The sequence below is a fragment of the Micromonospora sp. CA-246542 genome (assembly GCF_050942905.1).
Classification (GTDB): Bacteria; Actinomycetota; Actinomycetes; order Mycobacteriales; family Micromonosporaceae; genus Micromonospora.
This window is the reverse complement of record NZ_CP192040.1, coordinates 1,913,652-1,930,938: the sequence shown is the minus strand read 5'-3', so window position 1 is coordinate 1,930,938 and position 17,287 is coordinate 1,913,652. Positions and strand designations below refer to the sequence as shown.

The window sequence follows — 17,287 nt, the reverse complement described above, 5'->3', positions numbered from 1 at the left end:
TGCCGTCTCCTCCGCCCGCTCGCCTAGTAACTTCGGTTGTAGAGGGTACCGCGCCCCCGAGAGGGTCCCCCGAACGCGCGGATGGTGCGCTTCTCCAACCGCCGCATCCGGGCCCAGGAGTTCCTGCCCTTGCTGAACGTGTAGTGCGAGATGTGATTGATATCGGCCGCGCCGAGGCCCTCTCGCCGGAGCGCGCCCTTGCTCCGGTTCACGTGCTGCCCGATCCGCCGGTGCATGTTCTTCGAGATGCCTACGTACTTCTTGCCGTTGTTCAGGTGAATGATGTACATGCCCGAGGACCTCGGTACGCCCCTACGCGCAGCATCCAGGATCGGGCAGCTCGCGTTGTGAACGAGGATGTCCAGATCGTCGACGGCGACCACGTACGTGTGGGTGTCGCCGACGTTGAGGTTGTGGACCGTCTGCCCGGGCAGCCAGCCGCGTTCCTGGACGCGTTGGACCGTGGCCTTCTCGCCACGGCTACCGACGATCACGTCACCGGCACCGACCTCGGCGGCGTTGGTCCAGCCCTTGCCGTCGACCCAGATCGGATGTTCGGCGGTGGCGGTGAGGACATCACGGGCGTCGCCGTCGAGGTCGATGTCGACGAGATGCCGGCTGCCCTGCCCGACGAAGGTCCCGAGTACGGGCTGCGCCGCCGAGATCCCGGTCTTCGGGTCGGTGGACATCACCAGGTCCCCGACCTGGATCTCCGCGATGGGCAGATAGCGTCCGTCGGCCATCAGGACGGGAGTGTCCGGGGCGAAGGAATTACATCTCTTCGCCGCCCGTGCTGCCTTGGCCGCCTTTCTGGCCTTGCGGGCCTTGGCCGCGGCACGGGCAGCGCTGGCGGCCAGTCTCGCGCCCTTGACCGCCGCTCCGGCGCCGATGGCCGCTGCCGCTGCTCCGCCGAGGGCCCAGGCGGCTTCCTTCCAGTTGCCGGTGGCAGCGTAGGAGACGGCCGAGACAACCCCGGCGATCGTGCCGATGGGACCGGGAATCATGGACGCGTAGGAGGCGACCTTCGCGACCTTGGACAGGCCCTTCTTGATGCTGCCCCAGCCGAACTTGCCGTCGAGGTCGGTGCAGTTGACGGGATCGCCGGCGCAGTAGTCGTAGGCGGTGGCGTTGCCGCCCTCGACGGGGTCGACCTGGAGGAAGCGCCCGAGGCCGGGGCTGTAGAGGCGTACGCCCATGAGGATGACGTCCGCCATCGCCTCACCGGAGCGCTGCTTGCCGCCGAGCCAGCCGTAGCGTTGGTCGGCCTGCCCCGCCATCGGGACACCGAACTCGTCGTAGTCGAACAGCTCGGGTTCGGTCAGCGCGGGGTCGATGGTGGCGGCGACGTCGCCGTGCAGGTTGATCAGTTGGAGGCGTACGTCTCCGGTGGCGCTGGTGGTGGCGCCGAGGTCACCGTCGGGTCCGGAGACGTTGCGGGTGATGCTGCCGAGGGTGGTGTCCTCGACGATCCACCGAGGTTCGTCGGAGTCGTCGCCGTAGTGGTTGAGCTTCGAGGTGGCGTTGGCCCAGTTGCCGTCGACAAGCGTCTCGGTGGTGAAGGCACGGAACCGGTGCGCCGGGTCGAGGGTCCAGGTCTGCCGCGAATCGCCGAGTTGTTGACGTTGGACGAGGTCGTTGGCGTAGTAGGAGTTGGTCAGCCCACCGGGCATCGCCACGGTTCGGCCGAAGGCGTCGTAGACGAATCCGGCGTCGGTGAGGCGGTCCGCGGTGTCGTACGTATGGTCGGCCTCCGCATCGGCCGCGTCCTCGTCGCAACTGCCGTCGGCCGCCGGGTCGAAGGTGGAGCTGTTGGTGCGGTTGGTACGGCTGTCGTAGGCGTAGGTGCGGGTCACGCAGCCACCCGTGATCGCACTGTCCTGGCGTGCCTTGGTCAGCCGGCCGAGCCGGTCGTAGGCGTAGTTCTTGCCGCCGCCGGTGTAGGTGTGGTCCACCCACTGGCCGGCGGTGTTCTCGACCACGGACTCCGAGTAGATGACCGCCCCGTCGGAGTCGCGGGTGTACGTGCGCTCGACGGGTTGCAGGTTCGCGTCGAGCCGGTCCCTGCGGGTGAGGCCGCCCGGGTATCCGAGTTCGGTGATCTGTCCGTCGGGTGAGTACTTGGCGGTGAAGGTCCCGGCGATGTTGTCGGTGACCGAGGTGAGCAGGCCACGTGGCTCGGCGACCCGGTCGTACGCGAAGACCGAACTGCCGGTGGGGTCGGAAACCTTCGACGCCTTGCCGAACCGGTCGAACTCGTTGACGGTGGTGCCGCCGTCGGCGTCGGTGTAGGAGGCGAGTCGACCGAGGAGGTCGTACTCCCGGGTGACGGTCGCACCGTCCATCGTCGTCTGGGTCACGTCACCGGAGGTCGGGCTGTAGACCGTGGTGACCGCGCCGAGAGCCGCGCCCTCGTCCGACGTGATGACCGCGCTGGTCACCCTGGTGGCCGCGTCGTACGAGGTGGTGGTGGTGCGGGTCTTACCGGCAGAGGTCTCGGTGACCACTGCCTCGTCGCCGTAGCGGGTGTACTCGGTGACCCGGCGTACGGGCAGGTCGGTGGTCATCCGGTCCGGGTCGTGCCCGGCGACGGCACCGACGGCGCGGGTCACGCACGGCTCGCCGGCCCACTCGGGCCGGTTCCCGCACGCGGCGTCCTGGGTGTTGGTACCCGCCGTGTAGTAGACGATCTCACGGGCCATCGCGTCCGAGCCGGAGGAGCCGATCCCCCAGGACTTGAGGACCCGCCCGGCGGCGTTGTGCACCGCGTACGCGGTCAGATTCTGCCCACCGGCACCGGCATCGGCGACGACCTTCGTCGCGGTCTTCAACGTCCACCCGGACACGCCGCCGTGTTCGGCGTCGTAACCGTTCTTGCTGACCCGTACGTCGACGTCGGGATAGCCGACGATCTGGGCGCCCTCGCTCTCGGTGGTGACGAGGTGGTAGCTGGCGCCGTCGGGCTTGCCCTCGTCGTAGACGTTCACCGCGTGGCTGCGGCCGATCACCGTCGTGCCGGCATCGAGGGCGGTCAGCGGCCCGCTACCGTCCGGGTCGGCGACGGGGTTCTCCAGGACCATGGTGACGGTCGTGCCCAGGGTGTCGATCAGGTCGATGCCGTCGGTGGAGTACTTGTTGATGGTGGACAGGGCGAGCGCCCGGTTGGCGGTGTCGGTGTTGGCCAGGCCGAGTTCGGCGAGGTGGGTGTTCGAGTCGGGGAGGGTGCCGAGGGCAAGTTCCCGGTCGGTGGCCTCCAGGGTGCGGATGACGTTGCCGAACCGGTCGTACTCCTGGGTGTCGATGTGCCCGCCCGGCGTGGCGGTGTTGACCTCCTTACCGCTCGCGCCGAGGTAGTGGATGGTGGCGTAGGTGTAGCCGCCGGTGCCGGGTGAGCTGGGGATGGCGCTGTTCCGGCCCGGGTTGTCCTCGGGGCCGAAGACGGCGGTGGCGTCGGTGGGCAGGTCGAGCTGGCCCCAGGTCGCGGCGGCGGCGGCGTTGAGGTTGTGCGGGCCACCGGCTGCCTGGGTCAGGGGGACGTTGTAGACGACGTTGGTGGCGAGTTCGCCGTCCGTGGCGGTCTTGGAGCCCTGCTGCAGGGCCGCCCGGCGGGCCTTGAGGAGCCGGCCGGGGTTTTCGTCGGTGGCGAGGTCGGCGACCTGGTCGGCGTTGAGAGCCTTGCCGTAGACGCGGACGTCGTCGATGTCGCCGTCCCAGACGTTCGCGGCGGCGCCGGCCCACTTCGCACGGCCGATGACGAAGTTGCCGGAGGCGTTCCAGCCGCCGGTCGCGGCGGTCGACGTCTGCTGAATGCCGTTGACGTACAGCTTCATCTGCCCGGCCGCGGTGTCGTAGACGCCGGTGAGGTGGGTCCACTGCCCCGCCACGGTGCCGGTGTTGGAGCTGGCCCGGACCGGGGTCGCCGAGGTGTTGTCGGAGGTGACCCGCGAGAACGCCCAGCGGTCGGTCTCCTTGACGTAGTTGAGGAAGAAGCCGCTGGTGCTGGCGCCGTCCTTGGAGACGGCGGTGCGGTTGCCGTCCTTGTTGTTCAGCCGCACCCAGGCCGAGACGGTGTACGAGGCGGTGTTGGACAGGGCGGTCCCGGCGACGCTGATCTGCTGGCCGGTGCCGGCGGTGAACGTCGCGGCCCGGTCGGCCGGGTCGTCGGGGTCATTGCCCTGGCCCCAACCGACACCGCTGGCGACGGTGCCGGTCCGGCCGCTGCCGGAGGCGTCGCTGACACTCGTTCCGCTGCCCTCGTCGAGGTTCCAGCGCAGCGCGGCGGTGTCGACGTCGGGGTTGCCGTAGTCGAACATCCAGGGCAGCTCACCGGCCGGGGTGACCTTCGTGACCCGCCCGTTTCCGTACTCGTAGGCGGTCTTCAACGCGGGGGTGACGCGAGGGTCCCACACCTCGCGCAGCTGCCCCAGGTTGTCGTAGCTGTAGCGGGCGATGACCGTGGAGGTGGTCGCCGAGGCGGCGGGGTCCCAGGCCCACAGTTTCACCTGCGTCACCCGGTCGACGTAGTCACCGAACACCGTCTGCGACAGGCCGGCGGTGGTCGCGGTGGCGTAGACGTACTCGAGCACCTCGCAACCACGGGCCGGGGTGGCGCTCGTGCAGTGGTTCGTATCGTCGACCCCCGGCTCCGCGGGGTTGATCACCTTTTGCAGCAGGAGGCGACTGCCGCTGGTGTCGTAGACGTACCGGGAGGTGGTGTCCGACTCCGGTGTCCACGACGAGGTCGCCGCCCACACCCCGCCCTGGGAGGTGAACTCGGTGGCGGTGCCGTCGATCTCCGACAACCGGTACGAGGTGGTGCCGACCTTCGACAGGACCAGGCCCTCGGCGCCGGGCTCGGGAGTGAAGCTGACCCCGTCGGGGTTCTTCGCGAACGTGATCCAGCCGCCGCCGATCGTGTTGACCCGGGCCAGGGACGGTTCGGGGAAGGTGACCGTGGTGTATTCGACGTCCGCCGCGCCGCCGGTCGCACCGCCGGTCCAGGCGGGACCGAACGGCGCGACGATCTCGGTCATGGAGAGGTTGTCCCAGTAGACCTTGCGGCCCGAGCCGCCCTGCATGCCGTTGTAGAGGCGGAAGAACGCCTCCGTCGCGCCGGCCGGGACGGTCATGTCGACGGAGAGTTCCTGCCACCCGTCGAGGTAGGCGGCCATCTTCGACGACACCTCGGTGTAGACGCCGTTGACCCGGTGGAAACCGACGATCCGGAGCCCACGCTGGGTGTACGCCGGCACCAGACCGGTCGCGGCCGGCACGTAGACCCAACCCGTCATCCGGTACGTCTTACCCGGCGTCATGTTCAACCGGAGTCCGCCGCCGTCGCCGCCCACCGCGACGTAGGTGTCGTTGCTGGTCGTGGTGACCGGGGTGATCTCCAACGAGTCGGCCGGAGTCGTCTCGCCCTGCCCTCTGGCGGTCGACCGGAGCGCCGATGAGGTCGACGGGACGTTGAACCCGGTCAGGTCGGTGGAGACCTGCTGCTGGTTCGCCGTCAGGCGCTGCACCATCGGCTGGTAGCCGTCGCGGTAGCCCCGGGACGACGCCGAGCGGGAGACACTCAGCCCGAGTTCGTCGGCGTCGCCCGAGGAGAGCGCGTAGTCGCCGGTGAGGAGGTTCACCGAGCCCGGCCCGACCTCGTCGTCCGAGGCTCCGTCACCGCTGGAGTCGACGGTCACCCGCACCCACGGCACCGTGTACGCCGGGGTCGTGCCGGTCGCGGTGTACAACTGCGCGCGGACCTCCACCACGCCGCCGACCAGGCCGAGGGTGTCGGTGGCGTTCCAGACCGCGTACCCGCCGAGCGCGGACAGGCTCACCGGGCTGGCGGCGGTCGCGAGGATCTGCGCGCCGGTGGCCGAGGTCAGGTTCGCCGACGGCACCGGCAGGGTCGCCGAGCCGGGCCCACGTCGGTATTCGAAGTAGCCCCGGGTGTAGCCCGCCACCGGAGTGGTGACCTGAAGTTTGGTCCGCTTGACGATGGTCGCACCGGGCAGCGGCTGCGCCAGCGCGGCGCTGCCGGCCTCGAAGACGTACAGGCTCGGGTTGGACAGGTTGCCGGCCGAGTCCTTCGCCTGCACCGTCAACGTGCGATGCCCGTCACGCGGGGCCAGTGACACCGAATGGGTGCCGGTCGCCGCGACCGTGGTCGCCGCCGTGTCGTAGTCGAACCGGTACACGTACGCGGCCAGGTCGGTCGTGCCCGAGGCGGGAGAGAAGGTGAACGTGTCGGCCGCGGCCGCGCCACCGTGCGGCTGGCCGTCATTCAGGTACACGCTGGCGGAGACGAACGGCACCAACGGCTTGTCCGTGTCGACCGTCAAGCTGGTCCAGCCGGTGTAACCGCCGTAGTTCCACGGGTCCTTGCCACGGACCTGCCACTCGTACTGGGTGCCGTTGACGAGGTCCACCGGCACCTGCCACGAGGCGGTCGAGCCGTTGGTCCACGCCGGGCTGCCCGAGCGCAGGCCGGACGAGGACACGACCGCCTGGGTGGCCTTGTTGCGCACGACGAACTCGGCCTGCAGCGTCTGGCCCGCGTTCGCGTCGGCCAGCTTCGCCGACAGCGTCGGCCGAACCGAGGCGGTACGGGCGCCGGCGCCACAGGCGGTGAAACACGGCGACACCGCGACCGCGCTCGGGACACTCGGAGCGCTGTTGTACGTGATCGCGACCGACGGCGGATGGGTGCCCTCGGCGGAATCGAACCGCTTCCAGCCTGCGGTCGTGGTCTCCGAGGTCGCCCGCAGGAGCACGCTGGCGCTGGTCGCGGACGTGTCCGCGCTGTACTGCAGCGCGCCACCGACCTCGATGTACACCCAGCCGTCACCGCAGGAGGAGCTGTAGCCCCGGGTCTCTGACGAGGTGCCCACCTTCGCCCGCGCCGTGGGCTGGTCGGTCCACCGCACCGACGAGTCGACGTAGTCGGTCCGCCAGGCCTCCCAGCCGGCGGCGGTGCAGGACCACGAGTGGTAGTTCCACAACTTCAGCTTCGCGCTCATGATCCGGCTGCCGGCGAAGCCGGAGGTGTTGAATCGCAGGTACGACCGCGCGGTGAACGTTCCGCCGTCCGTGGAGTGACCCAACTTCAGGTCGGCCGAGCCCGACTGGTCACTGGAGTACGAGTTCTGCACGAACGCGTCGAAGGACGGCGACAGCGACGTCGGCGGGTCGATCGTCACCGGGAACGTCAGGTCCGCGCGGGCGAGGAACTTCGCGTCCGGGGTCAGCTCGACCACCGTGCGACCCGCGCCCTTCGCGACCGTCCGCAGACCCACCGGCGCCCGGTTGAGTCGCTCGCCGGACTGGGCACCGACCTCGGCGTCCCACATGATCGGCGTTTGCGCCCGGCTGACCTGCCGACCGGCCTTGTCCTTGAACAACAGGCCGCCCATGCCGTCTCCGGCCGCGGTCAGCTTGCCGGTCCGGATCGGCAGCGTCAGCTTGCGCACCTGCGCCAGTCCGGCCCGGTCCTTCACCACGAAATGCTGCTCGTAGCCGGTGGCGTGGGCGTGGAAGACCAGATCGACACTGGGCAGCACGTTCGGGTACGTGATCGTCCGGCCGGACAGGACCGGTTGCGGCAGGACTCCGGTCCACGCCAGGCCGACCTTGTCGTCGCCGAGGCCGAGGGAGGCGACCTCGTGCTCACCGTCCGTCGAGGCGGCACCGGCGAACACCAGCCCTCGCGGGTGGGCGATCGGGGCGACCGTGCCGTCGGCACGACCCTGGAGGGTCAGGTCCACCGGCACCCACTTGTCGCCGTTGCGGACCCGGACCGGGGCGAGCGCCTGCTCCTCGGTCAGCGTGCCGTCGGCATTGGCGAAGAGCTGCGTCGTCTCCGTACGCCGGCCGGCGATCTCGACCCGCGCACCGCACAGCTTCGCCGCCACTGCGGCCGACACCTCGTCCGGTCGGTCGTCCGGACACGTCGGCTTGGGCGCCGTCGCGGCGGCGGGTGCCGCCCGGGCCGGCTCGGCGGGGCGTGTCGGCACGTCCGACAGGGTCGCGACAAGTACCAGGACCAGCATCATCGCCAGCCTGGATGCCCACCGCACCGCACGGCCTCGCGTCAACCTGGTGAACACACTCGAAGGCCAAGCCTGAGTCCGCACAACACCCTCCCCCGCCACACACGCCGGATGACGAGCGGAGAGTACGGAGATCCTTCCGAGAGACTCAAGATCTTGACTAGATGAATGCCGGCTGATAGTTCCCTGAGCGCATCCACTCTCGGTAGCAGTGATAACAGACGATGGCTATTGAAAAGTGTCCTAACTGGACCGCGGGACCGCCCGGACGGTCACCGAAGATTCACCTGATCTTCGAGCGCTGTGGGAAATGTCGCCGATCTAACCGGTCTTGACGACGGCCAGTTCGCCGACCTGCTCGCCGATGGTGGTGCACGCCTCCGCCGACATCCCGGCGTCGGTGATGAGGACGTCGGCGGCCTCCAGTGGGGCGATGGTGGCGATGCCGATGGTCTCCCACTTCGTGTGGTCGGCGAGCACCACCAGCCGGCGGGCGGCCCCGATGAGGCAGCGGTTGACGCCGGCCTCCAGCAGGTTCGGGGTGGTGAAGCCGGTGCGCGGGCTGAGGCCGTGCACGCCCAGAAAGAGCAGGTCGACGTTGAGCGCGCTGATCGCCGCCTCGGCGACCGGGCCGGTCAGCGCGTCGGACGGGGTACGGATGCCGCCGGTCAGGACGACGGTCTGGTCGGCGCGCGGATTCTGGTAGAGCGCGTCGGCCACCGGGATCGAGTTGGTCACCACGGTCAGCCCACGCACGTCGGACAGCAGGGTGGCCAGCGCGGCGGTGGTCGTACCGGCGGACAGCGCGATGGCCATCCCCGGCTCCACCATCGTGGCCGCCCGCTCGGCGATGGCCCGCTTCTCGGCCTGCTGGCGGATCGACTTCGCGGCGAAGCCGGGCTCGTCGGCCGAGCCGGGCCCGGCCAGCGTCGCCCCGCCGTGGACCTTGTCCACCAGGCCGCGCTCGGCCAGCACCTCCAGGTCGCGCCGGATCGTCATGTCGGACACGCCGAACCGGCTGACCAGGTGGCTCACCCGCACCCCACCGCGCTGGCGGATCAGGTCGAGGATGGCGCTCTGCCGCTGCTGGGCCAGCATCTGGGGAACCTCCTTCGCACCGTGGCCGTCGACCACACTACGACCGGTCCTCGCGGACCACGGCCACCTCGCCGGCCGGCACGGTCAGCTCACCCGCGCATTGCGTCCCGGTCAACAACTCCGTGCCGCGCACGGCGACGCGTACCTCGGTGTCGGTGTGGTTGATCGCGAACAGCCAGGTCCGCTCGCCGTCGCGGCGTCGTACCACCTCCACCCCGGTCGGCGCCTGCGCCGCCGGACGGACGCCGGCCTCGTCGAGCAGCCGCGCGACCAGCCGGTCGGTGGCCGGCTCGTCGAGCCGGGCGCCGACATACCACGCGGCGCCCGCGCCGACCGGCCGTCGCGTGAGCGCCGGCCCGCCCGGCAGGGGCCCATCGGTGTACGACGCCAGCACCTCGGCGTCGTCGGCGTGCAGCCACTCGGTCCACACGTCGACCGTGCCGCCGTCGTCGAGTCCGACGCGCTCGCCCTCGCGCAGGGGAAAGAACTCCTCGGTGTGGACGCCGAGCAGGTCGCGGAACGCGCCGGGGTAGCCGCCGAGGCGGATGTGGTCGTTCTCGTCGACGATGCCGCTGAAGTAGGTGACCGCCGCCGTGCCGCCGGCCTCCGCGAATCGGCGCAGCGCCTCGACGTCGGCGTCCCGGACGAGGTAGAGGGTGGGCGCCAGGACCAGTCGGTAACCGCTGAGGTCGGTCGACGGGTGGACGATGTCGGCGGTCACGCCGGCCCGCCACAGCGCGCCGTACAACGCGTTGAGGCGGTCGGCGTACGTGACGTCGACGCTCGGGTGGGAATCCAACTCGACCGCCCACCACGCTTCGAAGTCGAACAGGATCGCCACCTCGGCGTCGACCCGGCTGCCGCGCACCTCGGCGAGGGCCTTGAGGTCCGCGCCGAGCTGGCAGACCTCGCGGAACACCTTGGTGTCCGGGCCGGCGTGCGGCACCAGCGCGGAGTGGAACTTCTCGGCTCCGGCCCGGGAGGCACGCCACTGGAAGAACAGCACCCCGTCGGCGCCCCGGGCGACGTGGGCCAGGCTGTTGCGGCGGAGCTGGCCGGGGAGCTTCGCGACGTTGCGCGGCTGCCAGTTGACCGCGCTGGTGGAGTGCTCCATGAGCAGCCAGGGCTCGCCACCGGCGACACCCCGGGTGTGGTCGGCGGCGAGCGCCAACCCGAGGTGGGCCCACGGGTCGGCCGCGTTCAGGTAGTGGTCGTTCGAGACGAGGTCCACGTCGCCGGCCCAGGAGTGGTAGTCCATGTGCTTGGCCATGCCGACCATGAAATTGGTGGTGACCGGTTGGCGGACCAGCGTCTTGAGCGCCTCGCGTTCGGCGCGTAGTTGGGCGCGCTGCTCGTCGGAGGAGAAGCGCAGGAAGTCGAGCTGCTGCGTCGGGTTGGCGAACGTCGGCGCGGTGCGCGGCGGATTGATCTCGGCCCAGTCGCCGTAGCGCTGGCTCCAGAACGCGGTGCCCCACGCGTCGTTGAGCCGGTCCAGGTCGCCGTAGCGCTCGCGCAGCCACCCCCGGAACGCCTCGGCGCTGACGTCGCAGTAGCAGTGCACGTTGTGGCAGCCCAGCTCGTTGGAGACGTGCCACATGACGACGGCGGGGTGCTCGGCGTACCGACCGGCGACCGCGCGCACCAGTTCCAGGGAGCGCTCGCGGAACACCGGGGAGCTGGGGCAGTAAGCCTGCCGTCCGCCCGGCCAGAGGATCGCGCCGTCGGCCCGTCGGGGCAGCGTCTCCGGGTGCGCGCGGGACAGCCAGGGCGGTGGACTGGCGGTGGCGGTGGCCAGGTCGACCTGGATGCCCCCGTCGTGCAGGAGGTCGAGCACACGGTCCAGCCAACCGAACTCGAACCGTCCGGGGTGGGGTTCCAGGCGTGCCCAGGAGAAGATGCCGACGGAGACCAGGTTGACCCCGGCCCGTCGCATCAGCTCGACGTCCTCCGACCAGGTCTGCTCGGGCCACTGCTCGGGGTTGTAGTCGCCGCCGAAGTAGATGCCGTCGCCCTGCCATCGCCGCATGACAGGTGAGGGTGCACCGGCCACCCACCGAAGTCAACAGGTTCCAACATCGACTTCCTTTCCAACGTTTACCTCGTAACAGCCGGATCACGACTGGGTTATCAGAGGCGAAAGTACCTCTTGACAGCGGCCTATGGAGAGGTAGCTTGAGGCCCCAACTGGCCGATCGTGTTCGCCAATGTGGATTCTCGGTGGATCACGATGCGTATTTCCAGGCTGGACCGCTCCTCACCACACCTGAACCGTTGGACGTAGCACCTCTTCATCCGCAGGAGGCACCGATGTCCCGTCCCCGATCGCAAGCCGAGTATCTGGCTCGGCTCGTACCGCCCTCCGTCGCCGGCATCAACCGACGGTCACTGCTGGCCGGCGCGGCCGGCACGGGCGCGCTGCTCAGCACCGGTCTGCTCGCCGGCTGCGGCGACGACTCCGGCTCCGGCGGGTCCAGTAAGGACGTCTCGCTCGGCTCCAACCAGTCCGACCCGAAGCCCAAGGACGTCCTCGCCAAGATCACCGACGGGTTCAAGACCTCGTCCGGCGTCCAGGTCGCGACCAACACGGTCGACCACAACACGTTCCAGGAGAACATCAACAACTACCTCCAGGGCAAGCCGGACGACGTCTTCACCTGGTTCGCCGGCTACCGGATGCGCTTCTTCGCCGCCAAGGGCCTGGCCAGCGACATCAGCGACGTGTGGGGCAAGATCTCCGGCTACTCCGACGCGTTCAAGAAGGCGTCCACCGGGGACGACGGCAAGCAGTACTTCGTGCCGGGGACGTACTACCCATGGGCGGTCTTCTACCGCAAGTCGGTCTGGCAGCAGCACGGCTACCAGGTGCCCACCACGCTGGACCAGTTCACCGCGCTCGGCGCGCAGATGAAGAAGGACGGCCTCACCCCGATCGCCTTCGCCGACAAGGACGGCTGGCCGGCGATGGGCACGTTCGACATCCTCAACCTGCGGATCAACGGCTACCAGTTCCACGTCGACCTGATGGCCGGCAAGGAGGCCTGGACCTCCGACAAGGTCAAGAAGGTCTTCGACACCTGGGCCGGCCTGCTCCCCCTGCACCAGCCGGACAGCCTCGGCCGCACCTGGCAGGAGGCCGCGCAGTCGTTGCAGCAGAAGAAGAGCGGCATGTACCTGCTGGGCCTCTTCGTCGGTCAGCAGTTCAGCAACGACGAGCAGGACGACCTCGACTTCTTCACCTTCCCCGAGATCGACCCGGCCATCGGCGCGAAGGCGCTGGACGCCCCGATCGACGGCTACATGATGGCCCGCAAGCCCAAGAACGAGGACAACGCCCGCAAGCTGCTCGAGTACTTCGGTGGCAAGGCCGCCGCGGACATCAACCTCAAGAACGACCCGGCCGTCCTCGTCGCCAACAGCGGCGCGGACGTCGGCGGCTACACGGCCCTACAGAAGAAGGCTGCCGAGCTGGTCGGCTCGGCCACCGAGATCGCCCAGTTCCTCGACCGGGACACCCGGCCGGACTTCGCCTCCACGGTGATGATCCCGGCGATCCAGCAGTTCATCAAGAACCCGAAGGACATCGACGGGCTGACGTCGTCCATCGAGAACCAGAAGAAGTCGATCTTCACTGACTGACGGCGGAAGGGGAAGGACATCGTGTCCGACCTACCCCTGATCCAAGCGGATCGCGCCGTGCCGCCGCCGCCGGCGACCACCTCCACGGGTGGTCGTCGCCGGCGGCTACGGCTCCTGTCCCCCACCGACCGCGTGGTCATCACGCTGATGGTGCTCGTCCCACTGCTGCTCGTCACCGCGCTCGTCTGGCTGCCGGCCCTGGCGACCGTGGTGCTGTCCGGCACCGACTGGGACGGCATCGGTCCACTCAACGAGATCGAGTTCGTCGGCGGGCGCAACTACAGCGACGTGGTGAACATCTACCCGCCGTTCGTGCCGGCGGTCCAGCACAACCTGCTCTGGCTGGCCGTGCTGTTCGTGGTCGCCACGCCGTTCGGCATGTTCCTGGCCGTGCTGCTCGACAAGGAGCTGCGCGGCAGCCGCTTCTACCAGACGGCGCTGTACCTGCCGGTGGTGCTCTCGCTGGCGCTGATCGGCTTCGTCTGGCAGCTTCTCTACTCCCGTGACCAGGGTCTGATCAACGCCGTCCTCGGCACCGGCACCGACTGGTACGGCGACTCGAACGTCAACATCTGGGCGGTCATGGTCGCCTCCGGTTGGCGACACGTCGGCTACATCATGCTGCTCTACCTGGCCGGGCTGAAGGGCGTCGACCCGTCGCTGCGCGAGGCCGCCGCGGTCGACGGCGCGTCCGAGGTCCGGACGTTCTTCCGGGTCGTCTTCCCGGTCATGAGGCCGATCAACATCATCGTGCTGGTGGTGACCGTGATCGAGTCGCTGCGCGCGTTCGACCTGGTCTGGGTCGTCAACAAGGGCCGCAACGGCCTGGAGTTGATCTCCGCGCTGGTCACCCAGAACGTGGTGGGTGAGGCGAGCCGGATCGGCTTCGGCTCGGCGCTGGCGACGATCATGCTGGTCGTCTCGCTGGTCTTCATCACCATCTACCTGGCGACCGTGATGAGGGAGAACCGGCGATGAGCGTCGACACCCCGATCCGCCGACGCCGGCTTACCCCGCTGCGGATTCTGCTGCACGGCTTCCTCATCGCCGTGGCGCTGATCTGGCTCTTCCCGATCGCCTGGGCGGTCCTCACGTCGTTCCGCTCGTACCAGTACACCGCCGCCCACGGCTACGTCTCGTTCGGCGGCTGGACCATCGACAACTACGTCACGGCCTGGGAGCAGGCGGAGTTCGGCAAGCACTTCCTCAACTCGGTCTACATCACGGTGCCGGCGGTGCTGCTGACGCTCCTCCTCGCCTCCTGCGTGGCGTTCGTCATCGCCCGGTTCAGTTGGAAGATCAACCTCCTCCTGCTCGGGGTGTTCACCGCCGCCAACCTGCTGCCCCAACAGGCGCTGCTCATCCCGCTGTTCCGACTGTTCACCGAGGTGCCGCTGCCGGAGTTCATGAGCGACTCCGAGCTGCTCTACGACAGCTACTGGGGCCTGATCCTGATCAACGTCGCCTTCCAGTGCGGGTTCTGCGTCTTCGTACTCAGCAACTACATGAAGGCGCTCCCCCACGACCTGTACGAGGCGGCGATGGTCGACGGCGCGAGTGTCTGGCGGCAGTACTGGCAGATCACCATGCCGCTGTGCCGGCCGGCCCTGGCCGCGCTGGCCACCCTGGAGGTGACCTGGATCTACAACGAGTTCTTCTGGGCCACCGTCCTCATGCGTACCGGTGACAAGTTCCCGGTGACCAGCTCGCTCAACAACCTGCGCGGTCAGTTCTTCACCGACAACAACCTGGTCTCGGCGGGCAGCGTGCTCGTCGCGATCCCCACCCTCGTGATCTTCTTCATGCTCCAGCGGCACTTCGTCCGGGGCCTTACCTTGGGAGCCTCCAAAGGATGACGATCCTGCACCTGCGCCGCGGGCGGACCAGCCTGGTGCTCGACGCGCGCGGCCCGGGGCTGCCCCGCGTGGCGCACTGGGGTGGCGACGTCGGCGACCTGGACGACGACGGCCTGCGTCACCTCGTGGACGCCACCGTGCCACCGGTGGTGCCGAGCAGCTTCGACGAGCCACCCGTGCTGTCGCTGCTGCCCGAGGCGAGCGCCGGGTGGAGCGGCCGACCGGGGCTGGCCGGGCACCGCGACGGGCGGGACTGGTCCACCGCGTTCCGGCTCGACGGCCTGGCCGTCGACGATCCGGCCGACGCCCCGGCCCGGGTCACCGTACGGGCCTCGGACGAGGTCGCCGGGCTGTCCCTGACCATCGAGATCACGCTCGACCCGTACGGCGTGCTGACCATCCGGCACCGGCTCCGCAACGACGGCGACGGCGCGTACGAGGTGCGGGAGCTGACCCCGGTGCTCCCGGTGCCGGCGGTCGCCACCGAACTGCTCGACCTGACCGGCCGCTGGTGCCGCGAACGCTCCCCGCAGCGGCACCCGTGGCAGCACGGCGCGTGGGTCCGCGAGGGGCGGCACGGGCGCACCGGGCACGACGCCACACTGCTGCTGGTGGCCGGCACCGCCGGGTTCGACTTCGGCCACGGCGAGATCTGGGCGGTGCACACCGCGTGGAGCGGCGACCACCTCACCGTCGCCGAACGCCGGCCCACCGGCGACTCCACCCTCGGTGGCGGGGAGCTGCTGGCCCCCGGCGAGATCCGGCTCGCCCCCGGTGAGGCGTACGAGACTCCACTGCTCTACGCCGTCTGGTCCGACGAGGGGCTGGACGGACTCAGCGACGTACTCCACTCGCACGTGCGGGCGCGGCCCGGACACCCGCGATCGCCGCGCCCGGTCACCCTCAACGTCTGGGAGGCGGTCTACTTCGACCACGACCTGGACCGGCTGCGGGCCCTCGCCGACCGCGCCGCGCAGATCGGCGTGGAACGGTTCGTGCTCGACGACGGCTGGTTCCGCGGCCGACGCGACGACACGGCCGGGCTGGGCGACTGGTACGTCGACGAGGACGTCTGGCCCGACGGCCTGCACCCGCTCATCGACCACGTGACCGGCCACGGCCTTCAGTTCGGCCTGTGGGTGGAACCGGAGATGGTCAACCCCGACTCGGACCTGTTCCGCGCGCACGCCGACTGGCTGCTGACCCTGCCGGGACGGCTGCCGCCCGCCTGGCGCCGGCAGCAGGTGCTCGACCTGGGCCGCCCCGAGGCGTACGACTACGTGCTGGAACGCCTCGACGCACTGCTCACCGAGCATCCCGGGATCAGCTACCTCAAGTGGGACCACAACCGGGACCTCACCGAGGCGGGACACCACGGCCGGCCCGGGGTGCACGGGCAGACCCTCGCGGTCTACCGCCTCCTCGACGAGCTGCGTCGACGTCACCCCGGCGTCGAGATCGAGAGCTGCTCGTCCGGGGGCGCCCGGGTGGACCTGGCCATCCTGGCCCGCACCGACCGGGTCTGGGCCAGCGACTGCAACGACGCTCTGGAACGGCTCGGCATCCAGCGCTGGACCGGCCTGCTGCTGCCACCGGAGCTCGTCGGCACGCACATCGGCCCGGAGCGCTCGCACACCACCCACCGCGTACACGACCTGGGTTTCCGGGCGGCCACGGCGCTGTTCGGTCACCACGGCATCGAGTGGGACATCGCCTCGATCAGCGCCGCCGAACAGGCCGAGCTGACCGCCTGGGTGGCGCTGCACAAGCGGCTGCGTCCGCTGCTGCACTCCGGGCGGGTGGTCCGGGTCGACCACCCGGACCCGGCCGTCTGGGCGCACGGCGTGGTCGAGAAGGACAAGACCCGAGCGGTGTACGCGGTGGCCCGGCTCGCCACCTCGGTGGCGCAGACCCCGGGCGCGGTACGGCTGCCCGGTCTCGACCCGGCGCGGCGTTACCGGGTGCGCCCGGTCCCGGACGTGCCACCTCCGGCGACGATCGACCTGTCCGGGCCGCCCTGGCTGGCGTCCGGCGTCACGCTCAGCGGAGCGGCGCTGGCCCGGGTGGGCGTGCAGCTACCCGCGCTGCACCCCGAGCAGAGCCTGCTGTTCGAGGTCGACGAGATCGGCTAGAAATTTCTTTGTCCGGGGTGTCGAGAACGGTCTCGTCGGCTTCTACCTCAGGGTGAGAGCACCGACCACGGTGCGCGGGCGTGAGGAGCGAGACGATGAAGTACATGCTGTTGATGCAGTTCAGCGCCACCGGGACCGACTTCCCGGGCATCGACACCTGGACGCAGGACGAGGTCCGGGCGCACGTCGCGTTCATGGGTGAGGTCAACGAGAAGCTGGCCGCCGCCGGCGAGTGGGTCGACGCGCAGGGCCTCGGCGGCCCGCAGCAGGCGCGAATCGTACGCGCCGGCGAGGGCGGCGCGCCGGTCGTGACCGAGGGGCCGTTCGCCGAGACGAAGGAGTTTCTCGCGGGCTTCTGGATCGTCGACGTCGACAGCCCGCAGCGGGCGGTGGAGCTGGCCGCACACATCTCCACCGCGCCCGGCCCCGGCGGTCGGCCCCTGAACATGCCGATCGAGGTGCACCCGGTGATGTCCGCTCCGTCGCAGGAGCTGTGAGCGCTGACCACCGACCTTCGCATCGA

General features: G+C 69.7%; 8 protein-coding genes. 5 read left to right on the top strand and 3 right to left on the bottom strand.

The annotated features are described in order from the left end of the window. Positions 1 to 23 precede the first annotated feature (23 nt). From ACQP0N_RS09005 to ACQP0N_RS08995, 3 genes are all read right to left on the bottom strand, one after another. On the bottom strand, positions 24 to 8,045 hold the full coding sequence (locus tag ACQP0N_RS09005) for a LamG-like jellyroll fold domain-containing protein (RefSeq protein WP_433119080.1): 8,022 nt from the start codon (positions 8,043 to 8,045) through the stop codon (positions 24 to 26). A 318-nt stretch (positions 8,046 to 8,363) separates the two neighbouring features. Further along, positions 8,364 to 9,140 carry a DeoR/GlpR family DNA-binding transcription regulator gene (locus tag ACQP0N_RS09000; RefSeq protein WP_355051810.1) on the bottom strand — a complete coding sequence of 259 codons (777 nt, stop codon included), beginning with the start codon at positions 9,138 to 9,140 and terminating at the stop codon, positions 8,364 to 8,366. Positions 9,141 to 9,177: 37 nt separating this feature from the next. Continuing rightward, on the bottom strand, positions 9,178 to 11,166 hold the full coding sequence (locus ACQP0N_RS08995) for a beta-galactosidase (protein ID WP_433119078.1): 1,989 nt from the start codon (positions 11,164 to 11,166) through the stop codon (positions 9,178 to 9,180). Between the two features lie 281 nt (positions 11,167 to 11,447). Here ACQP0N_RS08995 and ACQP0N_RS08990 point away from each other — a divergent pair, with 281 nt between their 5' ends. The 5 genes from ACQP0N_RS08990 (at position 11,448) to ACQP0N_RS08970 (ending at position 17,261) form a co-directional block, all read left to right on the top strand. Continuing rightward, positions 11,448 to 12,776: an ABC transporter substrate-binding protein gene (locus tag ACQP0N_RS08990; protein WP_357123080.1), complete on the top strand. Its 1,329-nt coding sequence runs from the start codon at positions 11,448 to 11,450 to the stop codon at positions 12,774 to 12,776. Between the two features lie 21 nt (positions 12,777 to 12,797). After that, positions 12,798 to 13,754 (top strand): carbohydrate ABC transporter permease, encoded by a 957-nt coding sequence (locus ACQP0N_RS08985; RefSeq protein WP_355051807.1) that lies wholly within the window; start codon positions 12,798 to 12,800, stop codon positions 13,752 to 13,754. Further along, positions 13,751 to 14,632, top strand: coding sequence for a carbohydrate ABC transporter permease (locus ACQP0N_RS08980; RefSeq protein WP_433119075.1), 882 nt, complete (start codon positions 13,751 to 13,753; stop codon positions 14,630 to 14,632). The genes ACQP0N_RS08985 and ACQP0N_RS08980 overlap by 4 nt, the downstream gene beginning before the upstream one ends. Beyond that, positions 14,629 to 16,764: an alpha-galactosidase gene (locus tag ACQP0N_RS08975; protein WP_433119073.1), complete on the top strand. Its 2,136-nt coding sequence runs from the start codon at positions 14,629 to 14,631 to the stop codon at positions 16,762 to 16,764. The genes ACQP0N_RS08980 and ACQP0N_RS08975 overlap by 4 nt, the downstream gene beginning before the upstream one ends. A gap of 95 nt (positions 16,765 to 16,859) precedes the next feature. Beyond that, positions 16,860 to 17,261: a YciI family protein gene (locus tag ACQP0N_RS08970; protein ID WP_433119071.1), complete on the top strand. Its 402-nt coding sequence runs from the start codon at positions 16,860 to 16,862 to the stop codon at positions 17,259 to 17,261. Positions 17,262 to 17,287: the final 26 nt, after the last annotated feature.

Coding starts and splice junctions, on each gene's coding strand:
- ACQP0N_RS08995 (WP_433119078.1), bottom strand. CDS start 11,166: ATGCGGCGATGGCAGGGCGACGGCATCTACTTCGGCGGCGACTACAAC.
- ACQP0N_RS08970 (WP_433119071.1), top strand. CDS start 16,860: ATGAAGTACATGCTGTTGATGCAGTTCAGCGCCACCGGGACCGACTTC.
- ACQP0N_RS08990 (WP_357123080.1), top strand. CDS start 11,448: ATGTCCCGTCCCCGATCGCAAGCCGAGTATCTGGCTCGGCTCGTACCG.
- ACQP0N_RS08975 (WP_433119073.1), top strand. CDS start 14,629: ATGACGATCCTGCACCTGCGCCGCGGGCGGACCAGCCTGGTGCTCGAC.
- ACQP0N_RS09000 (WP_355051810.1), bottom strand. CDS start 9,140: ATGCTGGCCCAGCAGCGGCAGAGCGCCATCCTCGACCTGATCCGCCAG.
- ACQP0N_RS09005 (WP_433119080.1), bottom strand. CDS start 8,045: ATGATGCTGGTCCTGGTACTTGTCGCGACCCTGTCGGACGTGCCGACA.
- ACQP0N_RS08980 (WP_433119075.1), top strand. CDS start 13,751: ATGAGCGTCGACACCCCGATCCGCCGACGCCGGCTTACCCCGCTGCGG.